This window comes from Sulfuritalea hydrogenivorans sk43H, assembly GCF_000828635.1.
Lineage (GTDB): Bacteria > Pseudomonadota > Gammaproteobacteria > Burkholderiales > Rhodocyclaceae > Sulfuritalea > Sulfuritalea hydrogenivorans.
Genome location: NZ_AP012547.1, coordinates 1,138,202 through 1,161,545, shown reverse-complemented (window position 1 = coordinate 1,161,545; position 23,344 = coordinate 1,138,202). Strand labels below are relative to the sequence as shown.

Below are 23,344 nucleotides of genomic sequence, written 5' to 3'. Positions count from 1 at the left end.
AGAAGATGAAACACGCGAAAAGCAAATTAGTGGCCCGCCCCCCCGTCCCCCCTCACGGGGGGCTACCGATTTGCTCGCTTCGCTCGACCAATGCCAGTCGCCCCGAACAAGCTGTTTCACGTTAAGGAAACACTGAATAAGGTACAAACACTGTGAACGATCTCATCGTCATTGGGTCAGACAAAGAGTGTTGATCACAAGGGATAGAACGATGAAACAAATGACGCTGGCGGCGACACGAGGATTCGAGAAGCACAACCGTGCGACGCGCAAGGCGGAGTTTCTGGCGCGGATGGATCGCCTGATGCCGTGGGCCGAGTTCTGCGCCGTGATTGAACCGCATTACCCGAAGGCCGGGAATGGCCGGCCACCGGTGGGACTGGAGCGCATGCTGCGGATGTACTGCGTCGCCAACTGGTTCAACCTGGCCGACGAAGCCTGTGAAGACGCCCTCTACGATGTCCCCGTGTTTCGTGAGTTCTGCCGCATCGACCTGGGCCGGGAACGGGTGCCAGACGCCACGACCCTGCTGCACTTTCGGCATCTTCTGGAACGTCACGATCTGGGAGCCGCCATGTTCGCCAAGATCGGCGAATTGCTGCTGGCCAACGGCATGAAGCTCTCCGGCGGCACGATTGTCGATGCCACCCTGATTGCCGCGCCGCCCTCGACCAAGAACCAGGAGAAGAGCCGCGACCCGGAGATGCACCAGACCAAGAAGGGCAACGAGTGGCACTTCGGCATGAAGCTGCACATCGGCACGGACAGCCAGAGCGGACTGGTCCATAGCGCCAGCGTCACGGCCGCCAACGTTCATGACAGCCACCAAGTGCCGAACCTGCTGCATGGTGCGGAAACTCGCTTCTACGGCGACAGCGCCTATCGGGGCCAAGAGCAGCGTAAGCGGCTGAAGGTCATCGCGCCGAAGGCGAAGGACTTCACCAACAAGCGCGCCTATCGGAACAACCCGCTGACGGACGCCGACAAGGAAACCAACCGCCGCAAGTCCAGCGTGCGATCCAAGGTCGAGCACCCGTTCCTGACCGTGAAGCGCCTGTGGGGCTTTGCCAAGGTTCGCTATCGCGGTCTGGCAAAGAACGCCAATCGCGCCTTTGCCATGCTGGCGATGCTCAACGTCAGCATGTGGGCACGACCATTGACGGGAGAGGTGCGTCCGGCATGAGCAAGACAAGGGAGAATTCCCCCTTATCCGCTCCCGAATGGGCCAAGCACCCCATGAATATGGCATTTCCGTCACAGTTTCGTCTCTATTTCAGCCCGTCGCCGTTTTTTGCGGTGGCTTGTTCAGCATTTCCTTAAATGTCCGACTTCTTCGGCCTCAAGGTTCCCTTCCTCAAGCATCTCGGCGTCAAGGCCGAGATGGCCGAGGGCGGGCGCTCGCGTATCTCGCTCGAACTGCGCCCGGAGCTGATGAACAGCTTCGAGGTCTCCCACGGCGGCGTCATCATGACCATGCTCGACGTCGCCATGGCCGTCGCGGCGCGCACCGCGCACGACCATGTCGGCGGCGTCATGACCATCGACATGTCGCTCAGTTTCATCCGTTCGGCGAAAGGCCGCATCGTCGCCGAGGGCAAGCTGCTGCGCGGCGGCAACTCGCTGCACTTCTGCGAGGGCGAGGCCTTCGACGAGTCCGGCGAACTGATCGCAAAATCGCTCGGCACCTTCAAGCTGCGCCGCGAAACCCGCGCAAAGACAGAATAGAGACAGCAATCGCCGTAGCGCCAGCGCCGACTTTCCAACCCAAACCAACAGGTCCTCCCCACCATGGAAAAGAACCAGAAAATCGTCCTCGCCAACCGCCCCGCGGCCTGGGTCGAGGAAAGCAATTTCCGCCTTGAAGAAAGCCCGATTCCGGAACCCGGCGCCAACCAGGTGCTGGTCAGGAACCGCTGGCTGTCGCTCGACCCCTACATGCGCGGCCGCATGTCCGAAGCCAAGTCCTACGCCAAGTCGGTCGAGATCGGCGAAGTCATGGTCGGCGGCACCGCCGGCGAAGTCGTCAAGTCGAATCATCCCAAGTTCGCCGTCGGCGACACCGTGGTCGGTGCAATGGGCTGGCAAACATGGGCCGTCGCCGACGGCGCCGCCTTGCAAAAGGTCGACGCCAGTGCCGTGCCGCTGTCCGCCTACCTCGGCGTGCTCGGCATGCCCGGCGTCACCGCCTGGGTCGGGTTGATGGACATCTGCGCACCGAAAGCCGGCGAAACCGTGGTGGTCACCGCCGCCTCCGGAGCGGTGGGCAGCGTGGTCGGCCAACTGGCGAAGATCCACGGCGCGCGCGCGGTCGGCATCGCCGGCGGCGCGGAGAAGTGCCGCTACGTGGTGGAGGAGCTTGGCTTCGACGCCTGCATCGACTACAAGGCCGGCAATCTGCGCGGCGACCTGAAGGAAGCCACGCCAAAAGGCATCGACTGCCTGTTCGAAAACGTCGGCGGCGAGATTTTCGACACCCTGCTGACGCGCATGAACCCCTTCTCGCGCATCGCTGTCTGCGGCCTGATCGCGCAATACAACTCGGCGCCCTACCCGATGCAGAACATCGGCGCGGTGCTGATCAACCGCATCAGGATGCAGGGCTTCATCGTCTCCGACGACCTCTCGCGCTGGCCCCCGGCGCTGAAGGAACTCGCCGGCCACGTCGCCTCTGGCCGCATCAAGTACCGCGAGAGCGTGGCCGATGGCCTCGCCGCCGCACCCGCCGCCTTCATCAGCCTGCTCAAGGGCGGCAACTTCGGCAAGCAACTCGTAAAGCTGACCTGAAAATGAGCAACGCGCATACCGGTACGCGTCCGGTCACGGAGAAAGACGCCCTCGACACCGCCAGCCTTGCGGCATGGATGAGAAGCCACGTCGAGGGTTTCGCCGGCGACTTGCAGGTCGAGAAGTTCAAGGGCGGGCAATCCAACCCGACCTTCCTGCTCACGGCCGGCGGCCGCAAGTACGTGCTGCGCCGCAAGCCGCCAGGCAAGCTGCTGCCCAGCGCCCACGCGGTGGACCGGGAATACAAGGTGATCTCGGCGCTGGCCGCCACCGACGTGCCGGTGGCGAAGGCCTGGGCCCTGTGCGAAGACGACTCCGTGATCGGCACCATGTTCTACATCATGGATTGCGTCGACGGCCGCATCATGTGGGACCCGTCGCTGCCCGGCATGACGCCGGCACAGCGCGGCGCGATCTTCGACGAGATGAACCGCGTCATCGCCGCACTGCACCGGGTGGATTACGCCGCCGTTGGCCTCGCCGACTACGGCAAGCCAGGCCAGTATCTCGAACGCCAGGTGGCGCGCTGGAGCAAGCAGTACCGCGCCTCGGAAACCGAAAAGATCGAGGCCATGGACAAGCTGATCGACTGGTTGCCGCAGAACATTCCGGCCGGTGACGAAACCAGCGTCGTGCATGGCGACTTCCGCCTCGACAACACGGTGTTCCACCCCACCGAACCGCGCATCCTCGCCGTGCTCGACTGGGAGTTGTCGACCCTGGGCCATCCTTTGGCCGACTTCGCCTACCACTGCATGACCTGGCGGTTGTCGCCGGGCCAGTTCCGCGGCCTCGCCGGCAACGACCTCGCCGCGCTGGGCATTCCGGCCGAAGCCGATTACGTCGCCGCCTACTGCAAACGTACCGGCCGCGCACCGATTCCGCCGAAGGAATGGGAGTACTACATGGCCTTCAACATGTTCCGCCTGGCCGGCATCCTGCAAGGCATCATGGCGCGCGCCCTGCAAGGCAACGCGTCGAGCACCGAAGCCATCGAAACCGGCAAGCGCGCCCGGCCACTGGCCGAAGAAGCCTGGCGTCAGGTCGAACGCCTGCTGGCAAGCCACTGAAACCCGGTTTCCGCAGATTACGCAGATTTTCACAGATGAACACTCGGCCTTCATTGATCCATCTGCGTAATCTGCGAAATCTGCGGATCAACTGCCTCTTTTAACCTGATACGAACCACACCACCGAGGACACATCATGGATTTCGACTACACACCCAAGGTCAAGGATTTGCAGAAGCGCCTCAATACCTTCATGGACCAGCACATCTATCCCAACGAGGATGCCTTCCACAACGAGGTCGAAGCCAACCGCGCCAAGGGCAACCCCTGGGTGCCGACGAAGATCATGGAGGAACTCAAGGACAAGGCGCGCGCCGCCGGGCTGTGGAATTTGTTCCTGCCGCAATCGGAACGCGGCGCAGGGCTCACCAACCTCGAATACGCGCCGCTGTGCGAGATCATGGGCCGCTCGCACATCGCGCCCGAAGCCTTCAACTGCTCGGCGCCCGACACCGGCAACATGGAAACCATCGAGCGCTACGGCAACGACGCGCAGCGCAACGAGTGGCTGATGCCGCTACTGGAAGGCAAAATCCGCTCGGCGTTTGCCATGACCGAGCCGGCGGTGGCCTCATCTGACGCCACCAACATCGAAGCCCGCATAGAACGCAAGGGCGACGAATACGTGATCAACGGCCGCAAGTGGTGGACCTCGGGCGCGCCCGACCCGCGCTGCAAGATCCTCATCTTCATGGGCAAGACCGACCCCGACAATCCCAGCCGGCACAACCAGCAGTCGATGGTGCTGGTGCCGATGGACACGCCGGGCGTCACGCGCGTGCGCGCGCTCAGCGTGTTCGGCTACGACCACGCGCCGCACGGCCACGGCGAAGTCGATTTCAAGGACGTGCGCGTTCCCGTCTCCAACATCCTGCTCGGCGAAGGCCGCGGCTTCGAGATCGCCCAGGGCCGCCTCGGCCCGGGCCGCATCCACCACTGCATGCGCCTGATCGGCCTGGCCGAGCGCGCGCTGGAACTGATGTGCCGCCGAGCCATCAAGCGCGTCGCCTTCCACAAGCCGATTGCCGACCAGGGCGTGACGCGCGAGCGCATCGCCGAGGCACGCATCATGATCGACCAGGCGCGCTTCCTGACGTTGAACGCCGCCTGGAAGATGGACACCGCCGGCAACAAGGTGGCGAAGCAGGAAATCGCCATGATCAAGGTCGCCGCCCCGAACATGGCGCTGCAGGTCATCGATTGGGCCATGCAGGTGCATGGTGGCGCCGGCATTTCCGACGACTTCCCGCTCGCCGCCGCCTACGCCCAGGCGCGCACCCTGCGCTACGCCGACGGCCCCGACGAGGTGCATCGCAACGCCATCGCCAAGCAGGAACTCGGGCGTTACCTGAGCAAGTAAGCAAACCCTTTACCGCGGAGGCGCGGAGACGCAGAGATCACGCAGAGGAAGACAGAAGCAAATATCCTCGATTGATTTCTCTGCGTCGCCTTTCTCTGCGCCTCTGCGCCTCCGCGGTGAGGAATTTGATGTGAGCACAACCAAGGCAGTGAGGAAATCTATGTCCGACCGTCACTTCGCGTTCTGGCCCAAGGGCCTGCCACGCCACATGAGCGTGCCCGAGACCGACCTGTTCTACAACGTCGAGGTTTCGGCGCGGCGCTACCCGAACAAACCCTATCTGGTGTTCTACGACGCCAAAATCACCTTCGCCGAATTCAAGGACGAAGCCGAACGCCTCGCCGGCTGGCTGGAAAAGCAGGGCGTGAAGAAGGGCGACCGCGTGCTGCTCTACATGCAGAACAGCCCGCAGTTCGTGCTGGCCTATTACGCCATCCTGCGCGCCAATGCCGTAGTGGTGCCGGTCAATCCGATGAACATGACGAAGGAATTGCGCCATTATGTCAAGGACAGCGGCGCCACGGTGGCCATCGCGGCGCAGGACATCTACCCGCAGATGAAGCCGCTGCTGGGGAACGGTGCCGACCAGGGCCTGCAACAGATCGTCGTTGCCGCCTATGCCGATTACCTCAAGGCGGCAACCGACCTCAAGGTGCCGGACTTCATCAAGGCGCCGCGCCAGGCCATCGGCGATGCGGGCGTCACGCCGTGGAACGAAGTACTGGCGGCGAACCTGCGCCCCGGCCCGATCACCGTCGGTCCCGACGATCTGTGCGTGATGCCCTACACCTCGGGCACCACCGGCCACCCGAAGGGTTGCATGCACAGCCACCGCACGGTGATGCATACCATGATGGCGGGCTACCAGTGGTTCGGCATCCAGCAGGACGCGGTGTACCTCGCCGTACTGCCTTTCTTCCACGTCACCGGCATGCAAGGCAGCATGAGCGGCCCCTTGCAGGCCGGCGCCACCGTGGTGCTGCTGCCGCGCTGGGACCGCGACGCGGCGGCGCAGTGCATTGCGCGCTACGGCGTCACCTCATGGACCTCGATCCCGACCATGGTGATCGACTTCCTGATGAATCCGAAGCTCGGCGACTACGACCTGTCCACCATCACGCGCATGAGCGGCGGCGGCGCGGCGATGCCCGAGGCAATCGCGCAAAAGCTGCTCGACATGGGCATCACCTACGTCGAAGGCTACGGCCTGTCGGAAACCATCGCGCCCTCGCACATCAACCCGCCGGACCGGGCCAAGAAGCAGTGCCTCGGCGTCCCGATCTTCGACACCGAATCGATGGTGGTCGACCCCAATACCTTCAAGGAACTGCCCGCCAATGAGGTTGGCGAGATCGTCACGCGCGGGCCGCAGGTCTTCCTCGGCTACTGGAACAATCCTGAAGCGACGCACAATGCCTTCGTCGACATCGACGGCAAGCAGTGGTTCCGCACCGGCGACCTGGGCCGCGTCGACGAGGACGGCTATTTCTTCATGGTCGACCGCCTGAAGCGCATGATCAACGCCTCCGGCTTCAAGGTCTGGCCGGCCGAGGTCGAAGCCCTGATGTACCAGCACCCGGCAATCCAGGAAGCCTGCGTGATCGGCGTCAGGGATCCGCATCGCGGTGAAACCGTCAAGGCCGTCGTGGTGATCAAGGAGGCCCAGCGCGGCAAGGTCAGCGAGCAGGAAATCATCGACTGGGCGCACGCCAACATGGCAGCCTACAAGTCGCCGCGCATCGTCGAGTTCGTCGAAACCCTGCCCAAGTCCGCCACTGGCAAAGTGATGTGGCGCGCACTGCAGGAAAAGGAAGCTGCAAGCGCCGCCTGAGGTCATGTGCGCCGCCGGAACGCCTTGGCCAACGGCGGCGCGCTGATACCGGCCATAAGCAATCCTCATAAGCGATAGTGATGGTCGGTGTTACCATTCCGGGACATTGATCAGTTCCGGCCGACCTGCCCCGCCATGACCACCGCCGCCCGCCGCGCGCAACTTGCCCGCGTCCTTCCCTTCCTGCGCTGGTGGCCGCTGGTCTCCCGCAGCACCCTGAAGGACGACCTGCTGGCCGGCTTCACCGGCGCCATGATCGTCCTGCCGCAAGGCGTGGCCTTCGCCACCATCGCCGGCCTGCCGCCGCAATACGGCCTCTATGCGGCAATGGTGCCGGCCATCGTCGCAGCGCTGTTCGGCTCCTCGTGGCACCTGGTTTCCGGCCCCACCACGGCGATCTCGATCGCGCTGTATGCCGCCATCCATCATCTGGCCGAACCCGGCACGCCGCAGTACATCGGGCTGGTGCTGACGCTCACGCTGCAGGTCGGCATCTTCCAGCTGGCACTGGGCCTCGCGCGCATGGGCGCGCTGGTCAATTTCATTTCGCATACCGTGGTGATCGGCTTCACCACCGGCGCGGCGGTGTTGATCGCGGCGAGCCAGATCCGCAGCTTCTTCGGCATCGACATTCCGCGTGGCGTGCCTTTCTACGAAATCCTGCACCAGTTCTTCGTTCAGCTCGACCACATCAATCCGTGGGTCACCGGGGTCGGCGCCGTCACGCTGGCCGCCGGCATGCTGACCCGGCGCTACTGGAAAAAATTCCCCTACATGATCGCCGCGATGCTGGCGGGGGGCGTCGCCGCCTATGCCCTCAACACCCTGATCGGCCAGGCCGAAACCGGCATCAAGACGGTCGGCGCGCTGCCCGCCGGGCTGCCGCCGCTCTCGCTGCCGGATTTCTCGTTCGCCGCGCTGAAGAAGACCTTCGGCCCGGCGCTGGTCATCACCATGCTGGCGCTCACCGAGGCGGTATCGATCGCCCGCGCCATCGCCGTGCGCTCGGAACAACGCATCGACGGCAACCAGGAATTCATCGGCCAGGGCCTGTCCAACATCGTCGGCGCCTTCTTCTCCGGCTACGCCTCGTCGGGCTCCTTCAACCGCTCCGGGGTGAACTACGAAGCCGGCGCGCGCACCCCGCTCGCCACCATCTTCGCCTCGATCTTCCTGGTGCTGATCCTGCTGATCGTCGCCCCGCTTGCCGCCTACCTGCCCAACGCGGCGATGGCCGGCATCCTGTTCCTGGTGGCGTGGGGGCTGATCGATTTCCACCACATCGCCTCGATCTGGAAAACCAGCCGCTCCGAATCGGCCATCCTCTGGGTCACCGTGATCGGCACGCTGATGAACCTCGAAGCCGGCATCGTTGCCGGCGTGCTGCTCTCGCTGCTGCTGTACCTAAACCGCACCTCGCGCCCCGGCATCGAACCGCTGGTGCCGGCAGTCGATGCCAGCGGCCACCATTTCGTCGAGGCGCGCGGCAAGCCCGAGTGCCCGCAGTTGCGCATCCTGCGCATCAACGGCTCGGCCTATTTCGGCGCCGTGGATCACATTCAAAGCACGCTGCAGGCCATCGATGCGGAAAATCCGCGGCAGAAGTCGGTGCTGGTCGTCTCGCTCGGCATGAACTTCATCGACGTCGCCGGCGCCGAGATGTTCGCCCAGGAAGCGCGGCGGCGCCGGCGCATGGGTGGCGGCCTGTATTTCTATCGCATGAAATCGACGCCCTACGAGCTGCTGCGCAAAGGCGGCTATGTCGGCGACATCGGCGAAGGCGCCTTCTTCGAAGTCAAGACCAACCCGACCGAAGCGCTGTACTGGACACTGGACCCCAATGTCTGTCGAACCTGCAAGACGCGCATCTTCGCCAACTGCAAGAGCGGCCATTTGCCCGACGGCGACCGGCGCCTGCGCCTGATGCTCGCCGCCGACGGCAGCGAGATGGCGGCCGCGCCGCGCGAACTGGCCATCGCGCTGGCGAGCCAGCTCGGCGTCACGCTCGACGTCGCCGGCGTCGTCACCCATGCGGAACAGGCCGACGCCGTCGCCGCGCGCCTCGCCGCAATCCGCGTCGCGGGCGTTGCCGCCGATGTCTCCTGCGAACTCATCACGCGGCAGGGTAACGACCTCGCGCACGAGATTCATGCCGCGGCCATGCAGGCAAACACGCAACTGCTGGTGATCGGGCGCCGCGTCATGCCCGACACGGCGAAGGAGCTCGGCCCCGTGGCGCAGCGCATCCTCGCCACCGCGCCCTGCCACGTGCTGGTCGTCACGCCCGATGCGCACCTGTGGCAGCGGCGCATCCTGGTGCCCTTCGACGGCAGCGATGCCGCGATGGCGGCCTACGATCTCGCCGGGCAATTGGCCAAGCCGGCGCAACTGCCGGTCACGCTGTTCTCGGTATCCGACCGCAAGGGGAACTTGCCGCAGGCCATCGATGACGCCGCGCAGCTGGCGATCGCCACGCTCAAGCTGGAAGGCATTGCCGGCGAGCTGATGGTCAGGCAGGCGAGAATCGCCGACGGCATCCTTGCCGCCGCGGAAGAAACGCAGGCCGACCTGATCGTGCTCTATCGCCACACCCGCGGCGGCCTCAGCCGCAAATTGCTTGGCAGCGTCAGCGAAGAAGTCATCCGCCGCGCGCGGATTCCGGTGTTGCTGGTCGGCGCGGCCACCAAGACCGCCGACGACCAGATAGGCTAAAGCCTCACTGGAAAGTCGGCGCTGACGGTACGGCGAATTGGGTGCCGGCATCCCGAAACCGGGGTGGTGTCGATTTCTTTGGCTGGCTGCATATTGGATGTGCAGAAAGTCAAATGACGCTGCCTCTTTTGGGCTTGGAAATTAATCCGAAGCTGAGGTAGACCGGCTTTCCCGGACACATTTGAAGGTAGACAATATCTTTGGAGGTGTCGAATGGGAAAGACAGTCAGCAAGGTCAATCCGCACAGCCGCTGATCGTCCTTCTGCCGTGCTGACTTCGGTTCATGCTTCCAGGCGTAGTAGCCGCTCGGATGCACAGACAAGGTGTGGCACAGGCGCCGCACCGGGAACTGATCTTCGTGCTTCGCGATGAACGCGTACCTTACCGGGACTCCTTGGCAAAGTACGCTGCGGCCTTTTTTAGGATGTCGCGCTCCTCGGTGACGCGCTTCAGCTCCATCTTGAGTCGCCGGATCTCGGCGGCCTGGCCCTGCTGCTCGATCCGATCCGACTCCGGCAGGCTGTAACGCTTGATCCATTCATACAAGGTCGGCTGTGAGACCCCCAACCGCTTCGCCACATCCGGTGCCGAGTGGCCTCGTTCCGTGACCTGCTTGACCGCTTCGATCTTGAATTCTTCCGGGTATCGCTTGCTGCTCATGACGCCTCCTGAGTTTGCCTAAGAATAAGGCTTCAGAGCGTCTACGGGTTCCGGGGCGATTCAGTATCGCCGTCCCGCCAGCGCCGACTGTTCATGCGGGGTTTGCGGCGCCCGCCGCCCGGCGATTGCGGCGGTCAGAACTCTTCCCAGCTTTCGTCGGATTTGGCCAGGCGCGCCGGCGTGCCCTTTGATGCCTTGCTCGTCGCCTGGCCGCCACCCAGCCGGGTCGGCTGGGGAATGGTGCGCAGGGGCGCGGCGGGCGAGCGGCCACCGTCGCCGGGCAGCTTGAACATCCGCACCGCCTGCACCAGGCCGCGCGCCTGCTCTTCGAGGCTCTCGGCCGCCGCCGCCGCCTCTTCGACCAGCGCGGCGTTCTGCTGCGTCACTTCATCCATCTGGCTGACGGCCTGGGTGGTCTGCTCGATGCCAGAACTTTGCTCGCGGCTGGCACTGGCAATTTCGGTAACCAGCCCGGCGACTTCCTGGAAGCCCTCAACCACCTTGTCGATGCTCTGCCCTGCCTGATTCACCAGTGCGACGCCGCTTTCGACCTGCTCGACGGATTCGGCGATCAGGGTGGCGATTTCCTTCGCCGCCGTGGCGCTGCGCTGCGCCAGGTTGCGCACTTCGGTGGCCACCACGGCAAAACCGCGGCCCTGCTCGCCGGCACGGGCGGCTTCCACCGCGGCGTTCAGGGCCAGGATGTTGGTCTGGAAGGCGATGCTGTCGATGACGCCGATGATGTCGGAAATTTTCTTCGAACTGCCCTGGATGCCGTTCATGGTGGTGACGACGCCCTTCACCATTTCGCCACCGCGCGCGGCGGCGGTGCTGGTGGCTTGCGCCAGCCCCTGCGCGTGCTTGGCATTGTCGGCATTGAGCCTGACGGTGGAGTTGAGCTGTTCCATCGCGCTCGCCGTCTCTTCGAGGCTGCTGGCCTGCTGTTCGGTGCGCCCGGACAAATCCTGGTTGCCGGCGGCAATTTCCTGCGACGCGATATTGATCGCCTCGGTGGCTTCCTTGATGCGGCCGACCACTTCGCAAAGCCGCGCAACCGTGGTGTTGGTGTCGTCCTTGAGCTGACCGAAGATGCCCTGGTACTCGGCTTCGATCGTGTGCGTCAGGTCGCCCTGGGCAATGGCCCGCAGCGCACCCGCCACGTCGTTGAGGCCGGTCGACGTGGTTTCCGAGAGCTTGTTGAGTCCTTCGGCCAGTTGCCTGAAGAAGCCGGTCTTCCCTTCCAGGGCCAGGCGCTGGTTGAAATCGCCGCGCAACGCCCCTTCCACTATTGCCGCCACTTCACGCTCGACGGTGACTTCCGCCGTGCGGTCGTGCCATTCGGCGACGACGCCGAGTCGCTCGTTGAGCTCGTTGCTCACCGGGCTGGCGATCACGCGCAGGAAACTGCCGCCGACTTCGAGATTGGCCGTGTAGGTGCTGGTGAAGGTGGCGAGCAGATTGGCCTGGTGCGCCGGGTTCTTGTGGAAGCTGTCGATGTTCTCGCCCATCACCTTGCTGGCGTCGAAGCTCGGCAGCTGCTTGCGAAGCGACGCTTCCGCGCCCTTGAGAATGCCCAGCACCGACTTGTTGGCGTAAATGATGGTGCGGTCGTTATCGGCGATCATCACCCCGGTGCTGACGTTGTCCAGCGCAATGCGGATGCGCAGGTTTTCGTCGGCGATTTTCTTGTCGGCGGTGATTCGCTGCAGCAACTGCTCCTGCATCGACCGGATGGAGGCCACCAGGCTGCCGGTATCGCCGGCCGCGACCTCGATGTGGTTGTCCAGCTTGCCGGTGGCGATGTTGCGCGTGATGTCGGCTGCATAATCCGGCTCGCCGCCCAGCTGGCGCAGGATGCTGCGTGTCAGGTAGATTGCCAGCACCGCCGTCACCAGCACGGCGACGATGGTCAGCACGATGAACAGCGTCATGGTGCTGTTTGCGCTGCTCTTGAGCCGGGCCTGCTCGCCGAGCAGGTCGTCGGCCAGCCGGTTCTCGACCTCCTTGAGAAGATTGATGCGGTCGGTGGATGCCTTGAACCAGTGCGCGGGATCGACACCCAGCGCCGGCTGGCTGGCGCCGTCGGCGGCAAGCTTCTTGATCCGCGCGACTTCCTCGACGACCTGCCCGGCAATCTTCTCCTTGAAGAATGCCTTCTGGCGATCCAGCGCGTAGTGGAAAAACTCGTCGATGTAGACTTCCTGCGCGGCAAGGTTCTTGAGGAAGCCGGTCAAAGTGGCGGGCGTGAACTTGTCGACGGTGAATACCGCGGCCAGCATCGCGCGCTCCCTGCCCGCGCGCTCCTTGGCTTCGAGCAGGCTCGAATAGGCCGAGCTCAGGCGGGAAATCTCGCCGCTGCTGCTGAGCGTGGAAACGGCTGCCGGCGCCTTGAGAAATCCGGCGATGGTCTTGGTGTAATAGGCGGCCGACTCGGGTGCCTCGATGCGCAGTGCGCTGACGGCACTGCGTTTGGCGGCCAGTTCCTGAAGGTTGCTCTCGGCGCTGCCGAGCAGGGCCTTGAGTTCGTCGCCGTAGCGCGCGGCATCGAAACTTTTCAGGGCTTCGCCCAGAACCTGGCTCTTCTTGTCGGTTTCCGCGCGCTGGGCAGGCAGTTCGGCGACATTCCTGGCACCCTTGCTGCTGATGAACCCCGCGCTCAGGCCGCGCTCCTTCTGCAATTCATGGGCCAGTTCGCCGATCTTGACCGAGACTTCGACCAGCGCTTCCAGCTTGGTCATCTCGGCGGCCACCGCGGCCTTGTCGACGGTTCCCGAAACGGCGAAATACAGCAGGGCGAGGGTAGGAACCGCCCCCATCAGAATCAGTTTTGTTCTGGTCTTCAAGCTCATTCGATCACTCCCGCTACCCGATTTCGACAAGCAACCGATAACCGGCCGCGATGCGGCCGCAACGCAGGACAAACCCTGCGGTTGCAGAGCGCGCGCCCAGGCTATCAACGGTATGCATCCCAAGCGACCACTCTAGCAGCAAATCAGAACGGCGTACGGACCGAAATCAAGCAGCCAGTGGACACAAAAAAGCCCGGCACTGCCGGGCTTTTTTGGTTGAGAGGAAACCCGATCCGGCCTAGATCATTTCCCAGATCGTGGTGATGCCCTGGCCGCCACCGATGCACATGGTGGCGAGGCAGTACTTGCTGCCGACGCGCCTGGCTTCGTAGAGGGCCTTGGTGATGATCACCGCGCCGGAGGCGCCGATCGGGTGGCCGATGGCGATCGCGCCGCCGTTGGGGTTGGTCTTCTTCGGGTCGAGGCCGAGCACCTTGGCCACGGTCAGCGACTGGGCGGCGAAGGCTTCGTTGGATTCGACGACGCCGATGTCGGCGATCTTGAGGCCGGCCTTGGCCAGCGCAATGAGGGTCGACGGAATCGGGCCTTCGCCCATGACCTCGTGCGACACGCCGCCGATACCGTAGGACACCAGACGCGCCATCGGCTTGTGGCCGCCGGCGGCCGCCTTGGCGGCGTCGGCCAGCACCAGGAAGGCGGCGCCGTCGTTGATGCCGGACGCATTGCCGGCGGTGACGGTGCCGGCCTTGTCGAAGGCCGGCTTCATCTTGGCCAGCGATTCCATGGTGGTATTGGCCTTGATGTGTTCGTCGGTGTCGAACACCACGTCGCCCTTGCGGGTCTTGAGCGTGATCGGCACGATCTGTTCCTTGAAGTAGCCGGCGGCAACGGCGGCGGCGGCGCGGCGCTGCGATTCGCAGGCAAACTCGTCCTGCATTTCGCGCGTGAGGTTGTGCTTCTTCGCCAGGTTCTCGGCGGTGATGCCCATGTGGCCGGCGCCGAACGGGTCGGTCAGCGCGGCGACCATGGCATCGACCATCTTGGTGTCGCCCATGCGCGCACCGGAGCGCATCGCCGGCGACAGGTAGGCGCCGCGCGACATGACTTCGACGCCGCCGCCGATGGCAAAGTCGGCATCGCCGAGCAGGATGGCCTGCGCCGAGCTGACGACCGCCTGCTGCGAGGAACCGCACAGCCGATTGACGGCGAAGGTAACCGATTCCATCGTCATGCCGCCCTGGATCGTGGCGTTGCGCGCAACGTAGGGATAACGCGATTCGGTGGGGATCACATTGCCGACGGTGGCAAAGGTAACGGCCTTGGGATCGACGCCGGAACGGGCAATGGCCTCCTTGACCACCAGGCCGCCCAGGTCGGCGGGTTCCATGCCGGACAGCGAACCCATGAAGGTGCCTACCGCGGCACGAACGGCACTCAGTACTACGACTTCTCTCTTGTCAGCCATTACGAAACTCCTTAATTAGATATCAACTGCCGACCCAGCCGGAAATCCAGACCAGGGCCAGTACGGCCAAACCGAGCACGAGACTGCGCCAAACGAGGCCTATGGTGCTCTGCATGAAGTCGGGATCGGCGTCCTCCCCCAATCCCAGTTCCGGGCGATCGCTAGCGTCGCCCGTGTCTTGAATTACGTCATGTACCGGCATCCCCAGGCGCACACCGAGCGCGCCGGCACCACTGGCCAAAAGTATACCGGAGCCGGCTTCCGGCCACCTTACAGCCTGGGTGCGCCAGCAATGCACCGCGTCCTCGAAATCGCCGACCACGGCGAATGACGCCGCCGTGACGCGCAAGGGCAGCCAGTCGATCAGCGCGAACGCCTGATGCGCGAACTCGCCGAACTGGCCGAATTCCATCTCGCTGCGTTCGCCCCAAAGCTCGTCGAACGAATGCGCCAGCCGGTAGAGCAATGCCCCGGCCGGGCCGAATACCGCAAACCACAGCAGCGGCGCGAAGACGTGCCGATGCGATGCGAGCAAAGCCTGTTCGATGGACAGGCGCGCGATCTCGCTCGCCGTCAGGCGGTCGCCGCCGCGTCCGCGCCATTGCGCGAGCAGCTGCCGCGCCTGTTCGACTTCGCCCAGCCGCAGCGCCAGATGAATGCCGGTGAAGAAATGGCTGAACTGGCGAAAACCCATGGTCAGGTACAGCACGCCGATTCCCAGCAGAAATGCCAGAAGCGGCTGGAAGTACGCCAGCAGGGCATGTACCAGCGCAAGCAGCGCCGCGGGCAGGGCCACGCCGAGTCCCCAGGCGATGGCGCCATGGTTGCCCCCGCCGTCGTTGAACTTGTCTTCGAGGAGGGCCGCCAGCCTCGAAACGGGCCCGCGCACCACGCTCTGAACCGAAAGCGCGTGCAGCTGTTCGAGAATCAGGGCGATGACAATGGAGATCAGGGTCATCTGACGACCCTCCCCCCGGCCTCGGAATGCAGAAGGCGATGCAAGGTGACCAGCATGCCGGCGGTTGCGCCCCAGATGAAATAGCCCTGCCATGGCATGGCCCAGTACTCGTGCTTGACGCCGCGTACCTCGATGCTCTGGCGCTGATGGTTGGCGCTGTCAAGCAGGAATTCGAGCGGCGGCTCGAAAACCTCGGCCACCTCGAAATCGTCGAGTTTCAGGTTCAGCGGCGGGGTCACCAGACCCACTACCGGCGTGATGACAAAGCCCGTTCCGGTGCGATATTCCGGCAGGCGACCGAGGATTTCCACCTGCGAAGAAGCAATGCCGACTTCCTCCTCGGCTTCGCGCAAGGCAGTGGCCTCGGGCGAGGCGTCATGTTCCTCGCAGCGCCCGCCCGGAAAGCTGACCTGCCCGGCATGATCGCGCAAATGTGCCGTGCGCTGGGTCAGCAACATGGTCAACCCGGTGTCGCGCACGACCACCGGCACCAGCACGGCGGCGGCGATCGGATCCTTCTCCGCAGTCACCCACGACTCGCATACAGGGGGCGTAACGAAGCCTTCGCTGAACCGACGACGCATCAGGGAAAGCAAGCCTCCGCTAGAATTCGGGCTTGCGCTAACGAGAGACTCCGGCATGAAACCGATCGCAATATTCCGTCATAGCCCCGGCGAGGGACCGGGCTATTTTGCCACATTCCTCGACCGGCATTCCCTGCCGTGGACCTTGTTCAAGATCGATGACGGCGTGTCGCCACCGCCGACTCCCGACGAATTTTCGGGGCTGTGCTTCATGGGCGGGCCGATGAGCGTCAATGACGACCTGCCGTGGATTCCGCTGACGCTGGCCCTGATCCGCCAGGCCGATGCTGCCGGCATCCCGGTGATCGGCCATTGCCTCGGCGGACAGCTCATGGCCAGGGCCTTCGGCGCCACGGTGGGCCGCAATCCCGTGAAGGAAATCGGCTGGGGCGAGGTGGCGACGACCGATGCGGCGAAGGATTGGCTGGGCGACATCGCCCGCTTCGAGGCCTTCCACTGGCACGGCGAGACGTTCACTATCCCGCAAGGCGCCAGCCGCCTTCTGCACAGCACCCATTGCGCCAACCAGGCCTTCGTGCGCGGGCCGCACCTGGCCATGCAATGCCATGTGGAAATGACGGATACCATGATCCAGAGCTGGTGCCGGCAGTGGACGGCGGAAGGCGTGCCGCCCTCGGCCTCGGTGCAGACGCCGGAACAAATGGAAGAAAACATGGGGGCGCGCATCGCGGCAATGCGCGCGGTGGCGGACCGGCTCTACGGACGCTGGATCGAAGGCCTGCGCCGGAACTGAAAGTCGGCGCCGGCGGTACGGCGCCGCACGGGTTTAGTCGCGGAAGTTGCCGTACTGGAGGGGAAAGTCGGTGACCGACTTCTTCACCAGCGCGATGACTTCCTGCAGCAGGTCGCGCTTGGCGCCGGTGACGCGCACGGCGTCGCCCTGGATGCTGGCCTGCACCTTGAGCTTGCTGTCCTTGATCATCTTGACGATCTTCTTCGCCAGCTCCTGCTCGATGCCGACCTTGATGGTCAGCACCTGCTTGGACTTGTTGCCGCCGACCGACTGCACCGGACCGTGGTCGAGCCGCTTGGTACTCTCGCGCTCCTTTTTTTCCATCTCCGGAAACAGGATGTCCTTGACCTGCCCGAGCTGGAATTCGGAGTCACCATGAATCGTGATGGTCTTGTCCTTCTCGTTCAGCTCGGCGCGCGCCGAGGTGCCCTTGAAGTCATAGCGATTGCCGATGTGGCGCCCGGCCACATCCACGGCGTTCTTCAGGGCCACCAGATCTGCTTCGGAAGTGATGTCGAATGAAGGCATGCCGCTCTCCCGTGATCAGGCGAAATGACAAACGTAGTGATAGGGCTCGCCGCTGACTTCGATCTCGAAGCTCGAGTTGCCCGGCACCTTGAAGCTCTGGCCGGCGCCGCTGCTCTTCCAGTCTTCGCCCTTGATGCGATAGCGGCAGACGCCGGAAACGCACTCCATGATTTCCGCCACACCGGTGTTGAAGGTCAGGGTCGACGGCAGGATCACGCCGACGCTTTTTTTCGTGCCGTCGGGCAGCTGCACCGTATGGCTGATGCACTTGCCGTCGAAATAGACGTTGGCCTTCTTGACCACGGAGACGTTATCGAATTGCGACATATCAGATTCCCCACATTTTCTGGATGATGAATTTGGCGACAAAGCCGAGCATGCCGAACGCCAGGACGAAAAACAAGACGAAGGTACCGAGCTTGCCGGCCTTGGATTTCCAGGCCAGCTCGCCGATGATGAACAGCATGTAGAGCATGAAGGCCCCAAGGCCGAAAGTCATGCCGAACTCTGCCAACTGCTCCTCGGAAATGCCCAACATCGGCGGCTTCCTTTATTGCTTCCGGTACGCGATCAGCCCTTCTTCTTGCCCGCCCTGCCCTCCGCCCGATTGGCCGCGATGCGCATGCGCAGTGCGTTGAGGCGGATGAAGCCGTGCGCGTCCTTCTGGTTGTAGGCGCCGGCGTCGTCCTCGAAGGTGGCGATGGTCGGATCGAACAGCGAATCGGTCTTCGAGTCGCGGCTGACGACGATGACGTTGCCCTTGTACAGCTTGAGCCTAACCCAGCCATTGACGTGCTGCTGGGTGTGGTCGATCAGGGTCTGCAGGGCGCGGCGTTCCGGACTCCACCAGTAGCCGTTGTAAATCAGGCTGGCGTAGCGCGGCATCAGGTCGTCCTTGAGGTGCGCTTCCTCGCGGTCGAGGCAGACCGACTCGATGGCGCGATGCGCCTTGAGCAATATGCTGCCGCCCGGCGTTTCGTAGCAGCCGCGCGACTTCATGCCGACGTAGCGGTTCTCGACCAGGTCGAGGCGGCCGATGCCGTGCTTGCCGCCCAGCTGGTTGAGCGTGGCCAGCAGTTCGTGGGCCTTCATCTTCTTGCCGTTGATGGCGACGAGGTCACCGCGCTTGAATTCCAGATCGAGGTACTCGGCCTTGTCCGGCGCCTTCTCGGGCGATACGGTCCAGCGCCACATGGATTCCTCGGCCTCGGCACCAGGATTTTCGAGATGGCGCCCTTCGTAGGAAATGTGCAGCAGGTTGGCGTCCATCGAATACGGCGAGCCGCCCTTCTTGTGCTTCATCTCGACCGGGATGCCGTGCTTCTCGGCATAGGCCATCAGCTTCTCGCGCGAAAGCAGGTCCCACTCGCGCCACGGCGCGATGACTTTCACATTGGGCATCAGCGCATAGGCGCCGAGTTCGAAGCGCACCTGGTCGTTGCCCTTGCCGGTGGCGCCGTGGGAGATCGAATTGGCGCCGGTCTTCTTCGCAATCTCGACCAGCCGCTTGGCGATCAGCGGCCGCGCGATCGAGGTGCCGAGCAGGTATTCGCCTTCATACACGGTGTTGCAGCGGAACATCGGAAAGACGAAATCGCGGACGAATTCCTCGCGCAGGTCGTCGATGAAAATATTCTTCGGCTTGATGCCCATTTTCAGCGCCTTGGTGCGCGCCGGTTCGAGTTCCTCGCCCTGCCCCAGGTCAGCGGTGAAGGTCACCACCTCGCAGTTGTAGGTGTCCTGCAGCCACTTGAGGATCACCGAGGTATCCAGCCCGCCCGAATAGGCGAGGACAACCTTGCTGGTCTCGGCCTTGGCGGCCTTCTTTGTCTGTTTCATCGTTCTTCCTTCAATCATTCACCCTGCCCAGGAGCAGGAATTCCATCAATGCTTTCTGCACGTGCAGCCGGTTCTCGGCCTCGTCCCACACCACGCTTTGCGCGCCGTCGATCACCTCGGCGGCGACTTCCTCGCCGCGATGCGCCGGCAGGCAGTGCATGAACACAGCCTCCGGTTTTGCGGCGTGCATCATGTCGGCATCGACCTGCCAGTCGGCGAAGTCGCGCAGGCGCTCGTCGTTCTCGGCCTCGAAGCCCATCGAGGTCCACACGTCGGTGGTCACCAGATCGGCGCCGCGCGCCGCATCCATCGGATCGGCGAATTCCTCGAAGTGACCCGTGCCATATAGACCGGCACGCTCGGGCTCGACCTCGTAGCCCGGCGGTGTCGAAACATGGACATTGAAGTCGAACACCTCGGCCGCCTGCAGCCAGGTGTTGCAGACATTGTTCGAATCGCCGATCCAGGCCACGGTCCTGCCCTGAATCGGACCACGCTGCTCGATGAAGGTGAAGATGTCGGCGAGGATCTGGCAGGGATGATATTCGTTGGTCAGGCCGTTGATCACCGGCACCCGCGAGTGACCGGCAAAGCGCTCGATGATTTCCTGCTCGAAGGTGCGGATCATGACGATGTCGCTCATGCGCGAAATAACCTGGGCCGCATCCTCGACCGGCTCGCCGCGTCCAAGCTGCGAGTCCCGCGTATTCAGGTAGATCGCCGATCCGCCCAGCTGCTGCATGCCGGCCTCGAACGACAGGCGCGTGCGCGTGCTGGCCTTCTCGAAAATCATCACCAGCGTGCGGTCCTGCAGGGGCCAATAGCGCTGATAGGCCTTGAAGCGCGCCTTGATCGACCGGGTGCGCTCGAAGACATGGTCGAGCTCGTCGCGCGAGAGATCCTTCAACTGCAGAAAATGCCGCGGCGCCGCCATGATCAGGCTCCGAGAAACTCTTTGATCAGCGCCACCAGCCCGGTCACCAGCTCCGCCCCCTCGGCATCGCTCATCACCAGTGCCGGCAGCAGGCGCACCACCTTGTCGGCAGTGACATTGATCAGCAAGCCGCTTTCCAGTCCGCGCCTGACGAGATCGCCACAGGGGCGATCCAGTTCGATGCCGATCATCAAGCCGTCGCCGCGCACCTCGACAAAGCCGGAAGTTCCCGCCAAGCCGCTGCGCAGACCGCCGCGGATCGTCTCGCCCAGCATGGTCGCACGCGCCATGAGGCCGTCGGCTTCGACAACGTCCAGCGTGGTCAATGCGGCAACGCAGGCCAGCGGATTGCCACCGAAGGTCGAACCGTGATTGCCTGGTTTGAACACGCCGGCCGCTCGCCCGGCGGCCAGGCACGCGCCGATCGGCACGCCCGAGCCGAGGCCTTTCGCCAGGGTCATGACATCGGGAAGGATACCGGCGTGCTGATGGGCAAACCAGACTCCGGTGCGGCCAATGCCGCACTGGACCTCGTCGACCATGAACAACCAGTTCTTGCGGTCGCAAATTTTCCGCAACGCACGCATGAAATCATTATGTGCAAGGTTGATCCCGCCTTCACCCTGGATGGGTTCGAACAGCACGGCCACGACATTGGGGTTGCGTTCGGCAAGTTGCTCGATGGCCGCCAGATCGTCGAACGGCACTCGCACGAAGCCGGAAACCAGGGGCTCGAAACCGGCCTGCACCTTGCGGTTGCCGGTAGCGGAAAGCGTCGCCAGGGTGCGGCCATGGAAGGCGTGCTCCATGACAATGATGGCTGGCTGCTCGACGCCCTGCTGATGACCGTACATCCGCGCGAGCTTGATTGCGGCCTCGTTGGCCTCGCAACCCGAGTTGCAGAAAAACACCTCGTCCATGCCGGACAGGGCGGCGAGGCGGTCGGACGCCGCTTCGGCTTCGCTGATGCGATAGAGATTGGAAGTATGGATAAGGCGGGCGACCTGATTGCTCAGCGCCTTCACCAACCGGGGGTGATTGTGGCCCAGCGTGTTTACGGCGATTCCGGCCAGGGCATCGAGATAGGACTTGCCCTGTTCGTCGAACAGCCGGCAACCCTGTCCATGGGTAAAGGCAACCGGCAGCCGCCCGTAGGTATTCATCAAATGCGGCATGAAAGCACTCCGCGAAAACATTGTTTCAGTGTAGGGTAACGCCGGCCATATCGGCGTCAAGCGCCGCGACCGCAACTAAAAGCTCCACGCAAAAAACATACGGCGGCCGAAGAGCAACGCGGCCGCCGTGCTTGATAACGGCTCTATACTAAGTGAAAAACCAGCCCCTGTACAGAGCAGGGAGACAGAGGATCCAGCAGTGAGGATGGCCGTTTTCAATCAAAAAGGCGGGGTCGGCAAGACGACCACCGCCCTCAATCTCGCCGCTGCACTGGCACGGGATTCGGCACCCACATTGCTGGTCGACCTCGATCCACAAGCGCACCTGACTGCGATACACGGCAAGACCCCGGAAGAAGCTCACAACAGCGTGTTCGCGCTGTATCAGGACAACCGGCCACTGGAAGAACTGACCGTGACGTGGAACGACGTGGGCCGGCTGGTCCCGGCCCATGCGGAACTGATCAAGGTCGATTCCATATTCGGCAAGGGGCCGGCAATTCTCAACCGGCTCAACTTCGGCTTGCAGGCTCTTGAAGCTTCCGGCGGCGAAAGCACGGCGGTAATCGATTGCTGCCCGTTTCTGGGCGTCCTCTCGCTCAATGCAATCTTCGCTTCCGACCGGATACTCGTGCCCGTATCGTCAGACTATCTATCCTTGCGCGGCGCGCTGCAGATCGAGCGCACCTTGAAAGCCCTGGAACCGGTACTCAAACGGCGCATCGAACGCCGCTACCTGCTGACGCGGTTCGACCGACGGCGCAAGATGAGCTTCGAGATTCAGGACCGCCTGCGTGCGCAGTTCGGCGCCGAACTATGCGAAACGGTAATTTCCGAGAACGTGGCGATCGCCGAAGCGCCGGCCATGAGCCTCGACATTTTCAACCATAGCCCGACCAGCCGGGGGGCAGTGGACTATCAGGCGCTGATGGAAGAACTACGGGCAGCGCGATTCCTCTGATTCTGGGGAGAGCGCCGCGATCTACACCCGGCTGACGCCGGGCACAACCTCAACGAACAATGAGGTTTGCAACTTCCTCGAAGCTGGCCACCGGTATGCGGACGCTGCCGTGATGGCAAACACACTCGATAATCTGGCAATCGTGATACACCTGCCGCAACTTGCGCTGGGCATCGTATTCATCACGACCGTGAATCATCAAATTATCCACAACCACGCCAAGACGAGTGCGGATACGGAATGCGTATTTTATGAACTGATGGGATTGCATGAAACCCCTTTCACTTCAACAAGGTCTGGTGATTATATGTAGTGATTTCGGCAAACTCAACCTATTTCTTTAATTTCGAAGCATATTTTAAAGGACGTCATGCCAATGGTTGTTTTGGCGGAAAACCGGGCAGACGCACATGGGAAGGATCCGAGCTTCGAGCCATGGGGGGGGGAAAGCCGGGATTCGAGCCTCGCAGATGAGCGGGAAACACAAAACAAAAAGGCCGCCCCGGTATCCGGGGCGGCCTTTTTGAGTGCTTGAAGCTACAGAAGCTTGGCGGCTTAGAGTGCCTTGATGGCAGCCGAGAGGCGGCTCTTCTGGCGCGCGGCAAGGTTCTTGTGCACGATGTTCTTGTCGGCGATCGAGTCGATCACGCACTGCGATTCCTTGAACACGGCTTGTGCGGCGCTCTTGTCGCCAGCATCAATCGCCTTGCGGACCTTCTTGATTGCAGTACGCAACGTGGAGCGCTGGCTCATGTTGTGAGCACGCTGCTCGATTGCTTGACGGGCACGTTTGCGAGCTTGGGCGGTATTGGCCATATCGATATCCGGTGGATCTGGGGAAAGCGCGGGATTATAAAGGGGTCTTCCGCCCTTTGCAAGCCGCTTCTGTCGGCCACATCCCGGATACCATACCGGCAA

General features: G+C 63.2%; 21 protein-coding genes and 1 pseudogene. 9 read left to right on the top strand and 13 right to left on the bottom strand.

Annotated features, from left to right (window positions below; translation table 11 throughout):
- The first annotated feature begins 211 nt into the window (after positions 1-211).
- From SUTH_RS05620 to sulP, 7 genes are all read left to right on the top strand, one after another.
- Positions 212-1,183 (top strand): IS5 family transposase, encoded by a 972-nt coding sequence (locus tag SUTH_RS05620; RefSeq protein ID WP_041097738.1) that lies wholly within the window; start codon positions 212-214, stop codon positions 1,181-1,183.
- Positions 1,184-1,320: 137 nt separating this feature from the next.
- Positions 1,321-1,725 (top strand): PaaI family thioesterase, encoded by a 405-nt coding sequence (locus SUTH_RS05615; RefSeq protein ID WP_041097734.1) that lies wholly within the window; start codon positions 1,321-1,323, stop codon positions 1,723-1,725.
- Between the two features lie 63 nt (positions 1,726-1,788).
- Entirely contained in the window at positions 1,789-2,784 is a 996-nt protein-coding gene (locus SUTH_RS05610; protein WP_041097732.1) for an NADP-dependent oxidoreductase, read from the top strand.
- A 2-nt stretch (positions 2,785-2,786) separates the two neighbouring features.
- Positions 2,787-3,854, top strand: a complete 1,068-nt coding sequence (locus SUTH_RS05605) for a phosphotransferase (RefSeq protein WP_041097730.1) — start codon at positions 2,787-2,789, stop codon at positions 3,852-3,854.
- Positions 3,855-3,990: 136 nt separating this feature from the next.
- A complete protein-coding gene (locus SUTH_RS05600; RefSeq protein WP_041097728.1) occupies positions 3,991-5,214 on the top strand; it encodes an acyl-CoA dehydrogenase family protein in 1,224 nt (407 codons plus the stop codon).
- Between the two features lie 160 nt (positions 5,215-5,374).
- Positions 5,375-7,045 carry a long-chain fatty acid--CoA ligase gene (locus SUTH_RS05595; RefSeq protein WP_041097726.1) on the top strand — a complete coding sequence of 557 codons (1,671 nt, stop codon included), beginning with the start codon at positions 5,375-5,377 and terminating at the stop codon, positions 7,043-7,045.
- Between the two features lie 135 nt (positions 7,046-7,180).
- Positions 7,181-9,757: a sulfate permease gene (gene sulP / locus SUTH_RS05590; protein ID WP_070099327.1), complete on the top strand. Its 2,577-nt coding sequence runs from the start codon at positions 7,181-7,183 to the stop codon at positions 9,755-9,757.
- A 236-nt stretch (positions 9,758-9,993) separates the two neighbouring features.
- Here the strand turns inward: sulP and SUTH_RS05585 are convergent.
- From SUTH_RS05585 to SUTH_RS05565, 5 genes and pseudogenes are all read right to left on the bottom strand, one after another.
- Positions 9,994-10,418 (bottom strand): annotated as a pseudogene (locus tag SUTH_RS05585) (transposase); the annotation flags it as partial.
- A 134-nt stretch (positions 10,419-10,552) separates the two neighbouring features.
- Positions 10,553-13,267 carry a methyl-accepting chemotaxis protein gene (locus SUTH_RS20205; protein ID WP_052473288.1) on the bottom strand — a complete coding sequence of 905 codons (2,715 nt, stop codon included), beginning with the start codon at positions 13,265-13,267 and terminating at the stop codon, positions 10,553-10,555.
- 238 nt (positions 13,268-13,505) lie between these two features.
- Positions 13,506-14,693: a beta-ketothiolase BktB gene (bktB, locus tag SUTH_RS05575; RefSeq protein ID WP_041097722.1), complete on the bottom strand. Its 1,188-nt coding sequence runs from the start codon at positions 14,691-14,693 to the stop codon at positions 13,506-13,508.
- Positions 14,694-14,715: 22 nt separating this feature from the next.
- Positions 14,716-15,651 carry a CobD/CbiB family protein gene (locus SUTH_RS05570; RefSeq protein WP_041097720.1) on the bottom strand — a complete coding sequence of 312 codons (936 nt, stop codon included), beginning with the start codon at positions 15,649-15,651 and terminating at the stop codon, positions 14,716-14,718.
- The gene (locus SUTH_RS05565; RefSeq protein ID WP_084207269.1) at positions 15,648-16,235 is read right to left on the bottom strand and encodes a CoA pyrophosphatase; all 588 of its coding nucleotides are present in this window, start codon (positions 16,233-16,235) and stop codon (positions 15,648-15,650) included. The genes SUTH_RS05570 and SUTH_RS05565 overlap by 4 nt, the downstream gene beginning before the upstream one ends.
- 55 nt (positions 16,236-16,290) lie before the next feature.
- On the opposite strand from SUTH_RS05565, the gene SUTH_RS05560 reads away from it, so the two are divergent.
- The gene (locus SUTH_RS05560) at positions 16,291-16,989 is read left to right on the top strand and encodes a type 1 glutamine amidotransferase (protein ID WP_041097717.1); all 699 of its coding nucleotides are present in this window, start codon (positions 16,291-16,293) and stop codon (positions 16,987-16,989) included.
- 33 nt (positions 16,990-17,022) lie between these two features.
- Here the strand turns inward: SUTH_RS05560 and SUTH_RS05555 are convergent, their stop codons facing one another.
- Genes SUTH_RS05555 through SUTH_RS05530 form a run of 6 tightly spaced genes read right to left on the bottom strand, consistent with a single transcriptional unit; the run spans position 17,023 to position 21,465 of the window.
- Positions 17,023-17,517, bottom strand: coding sequence for a YajQ family cyclic di-GMP-binding protein (locus SUTH_RS05555; RefSeq protein ID WP_041097715.1), 495 nt, complete (start codon positions 17,515-17,517; stop codon positions 17,023-17,025).
- 15 nt (positions 17,518-17,532) lie between these two features.
- Positions 17,533-17,844, bottom strand: coding sequence for a pyrimidine/purine nucleoside phosphorylase (ppnP, locus tag SUTH_RS05550; RefSeq protein ID WP_041097713.1), 312 nt, complete (start codon positions 17,842-17,844; stop codon positions 17,533-17,535).
- A gap of 1 nt (position 17,845) precedes the next feature.
- Positions 17,846-18,055, bottom strand: coding sequence for a DUF2788 domain-containing protein (locus tag SUTH_RS05545; protein WP_041097711.1), 210 nt, complete (start codon positions 18,053-18,055; stop codon positions 17,846-17,848).
- A gap of 32 nt (positions 18,056-18,087) precedes the next feature.
- Entirely contained in the window at positions 18,088-19,356 is a 1,269-nt protein-coding gene (locus SUTH_RS05540) for an argininosuccinate synthase (protein WP_041101760.1), read from the bottom strand.
- Positions 19,357-19,366: 10 nt separating this feature from the next.
- A complete protein-coding gene (argF, locus tag SUTH_RS05535) occupies positions 19,367-20,290 on the bottom strand; it encodes an ornithine carbamoyltransferase (protein ID WP_041097709.1) in 924 nt (307 codons plus the stop codon).
- A 2-nt stretch (positions 20,291-20,292) separates the two neighbouring features.
- A complete protein-coding gene (locus SUTH_RS05530) occupies positions 20,293-21,465 on the bottom strand; it encodes an aspartate aminotransferase family protein (RefSeq protein ID WP_041097708.1) in 1,173 nt (390 codons plus the stop codon).
- A gap of 205 nt (positions 21,466-21,670) precedes the next feature.
- Here SUTH_RS05530 and SUTH_RS05525 point away from each other — a divergent pair, with 205 nt between their 5' ends.
- On the top strand, positions 21,671-22,426 hold the full coding sequence (locus tag SUTH_RS05525) for a ParA family protein (RefSeq protein WP_041097706.1): 756 nt from the start codon (positions 21,671-21,673) through the stop codon (positions 22,424-22,426).
- 49 nt (positions 22,427-22,475) lie between these two features.
- Here SUTH_RS05525 and SUTH_RS05520 read toward each other — a convergent pair whose 3' ends face one another.
- Both SUTH_RS05520 and rpsT read right to left on the bottom strand, forming a co-directional pair.
- Entirely contained in the window at positions 22,476-22,697 is a 222-nt protein-coding gene (locus tag SUTH_RS05520; protein ID WP_041097704.1) for a hypothetical protein, read from the bottom strand.
- A gap of 284 nt (positions 22,698-22,981) precedes the next feature.
- Positions 22,982-23,242: a 30S ribosomal protein S20 gene (rpsT, locus tag SUTH_RS05515; protein ID WP_041097702.1), complete on the bottom strand. Its 261-nt coding sequence runs from the start codon at positions 23,240-23,242 to the stop codon at positions 22,982-22,984.
- Positions 23,243-23,344: the final 102 nt, after the last annotated feature.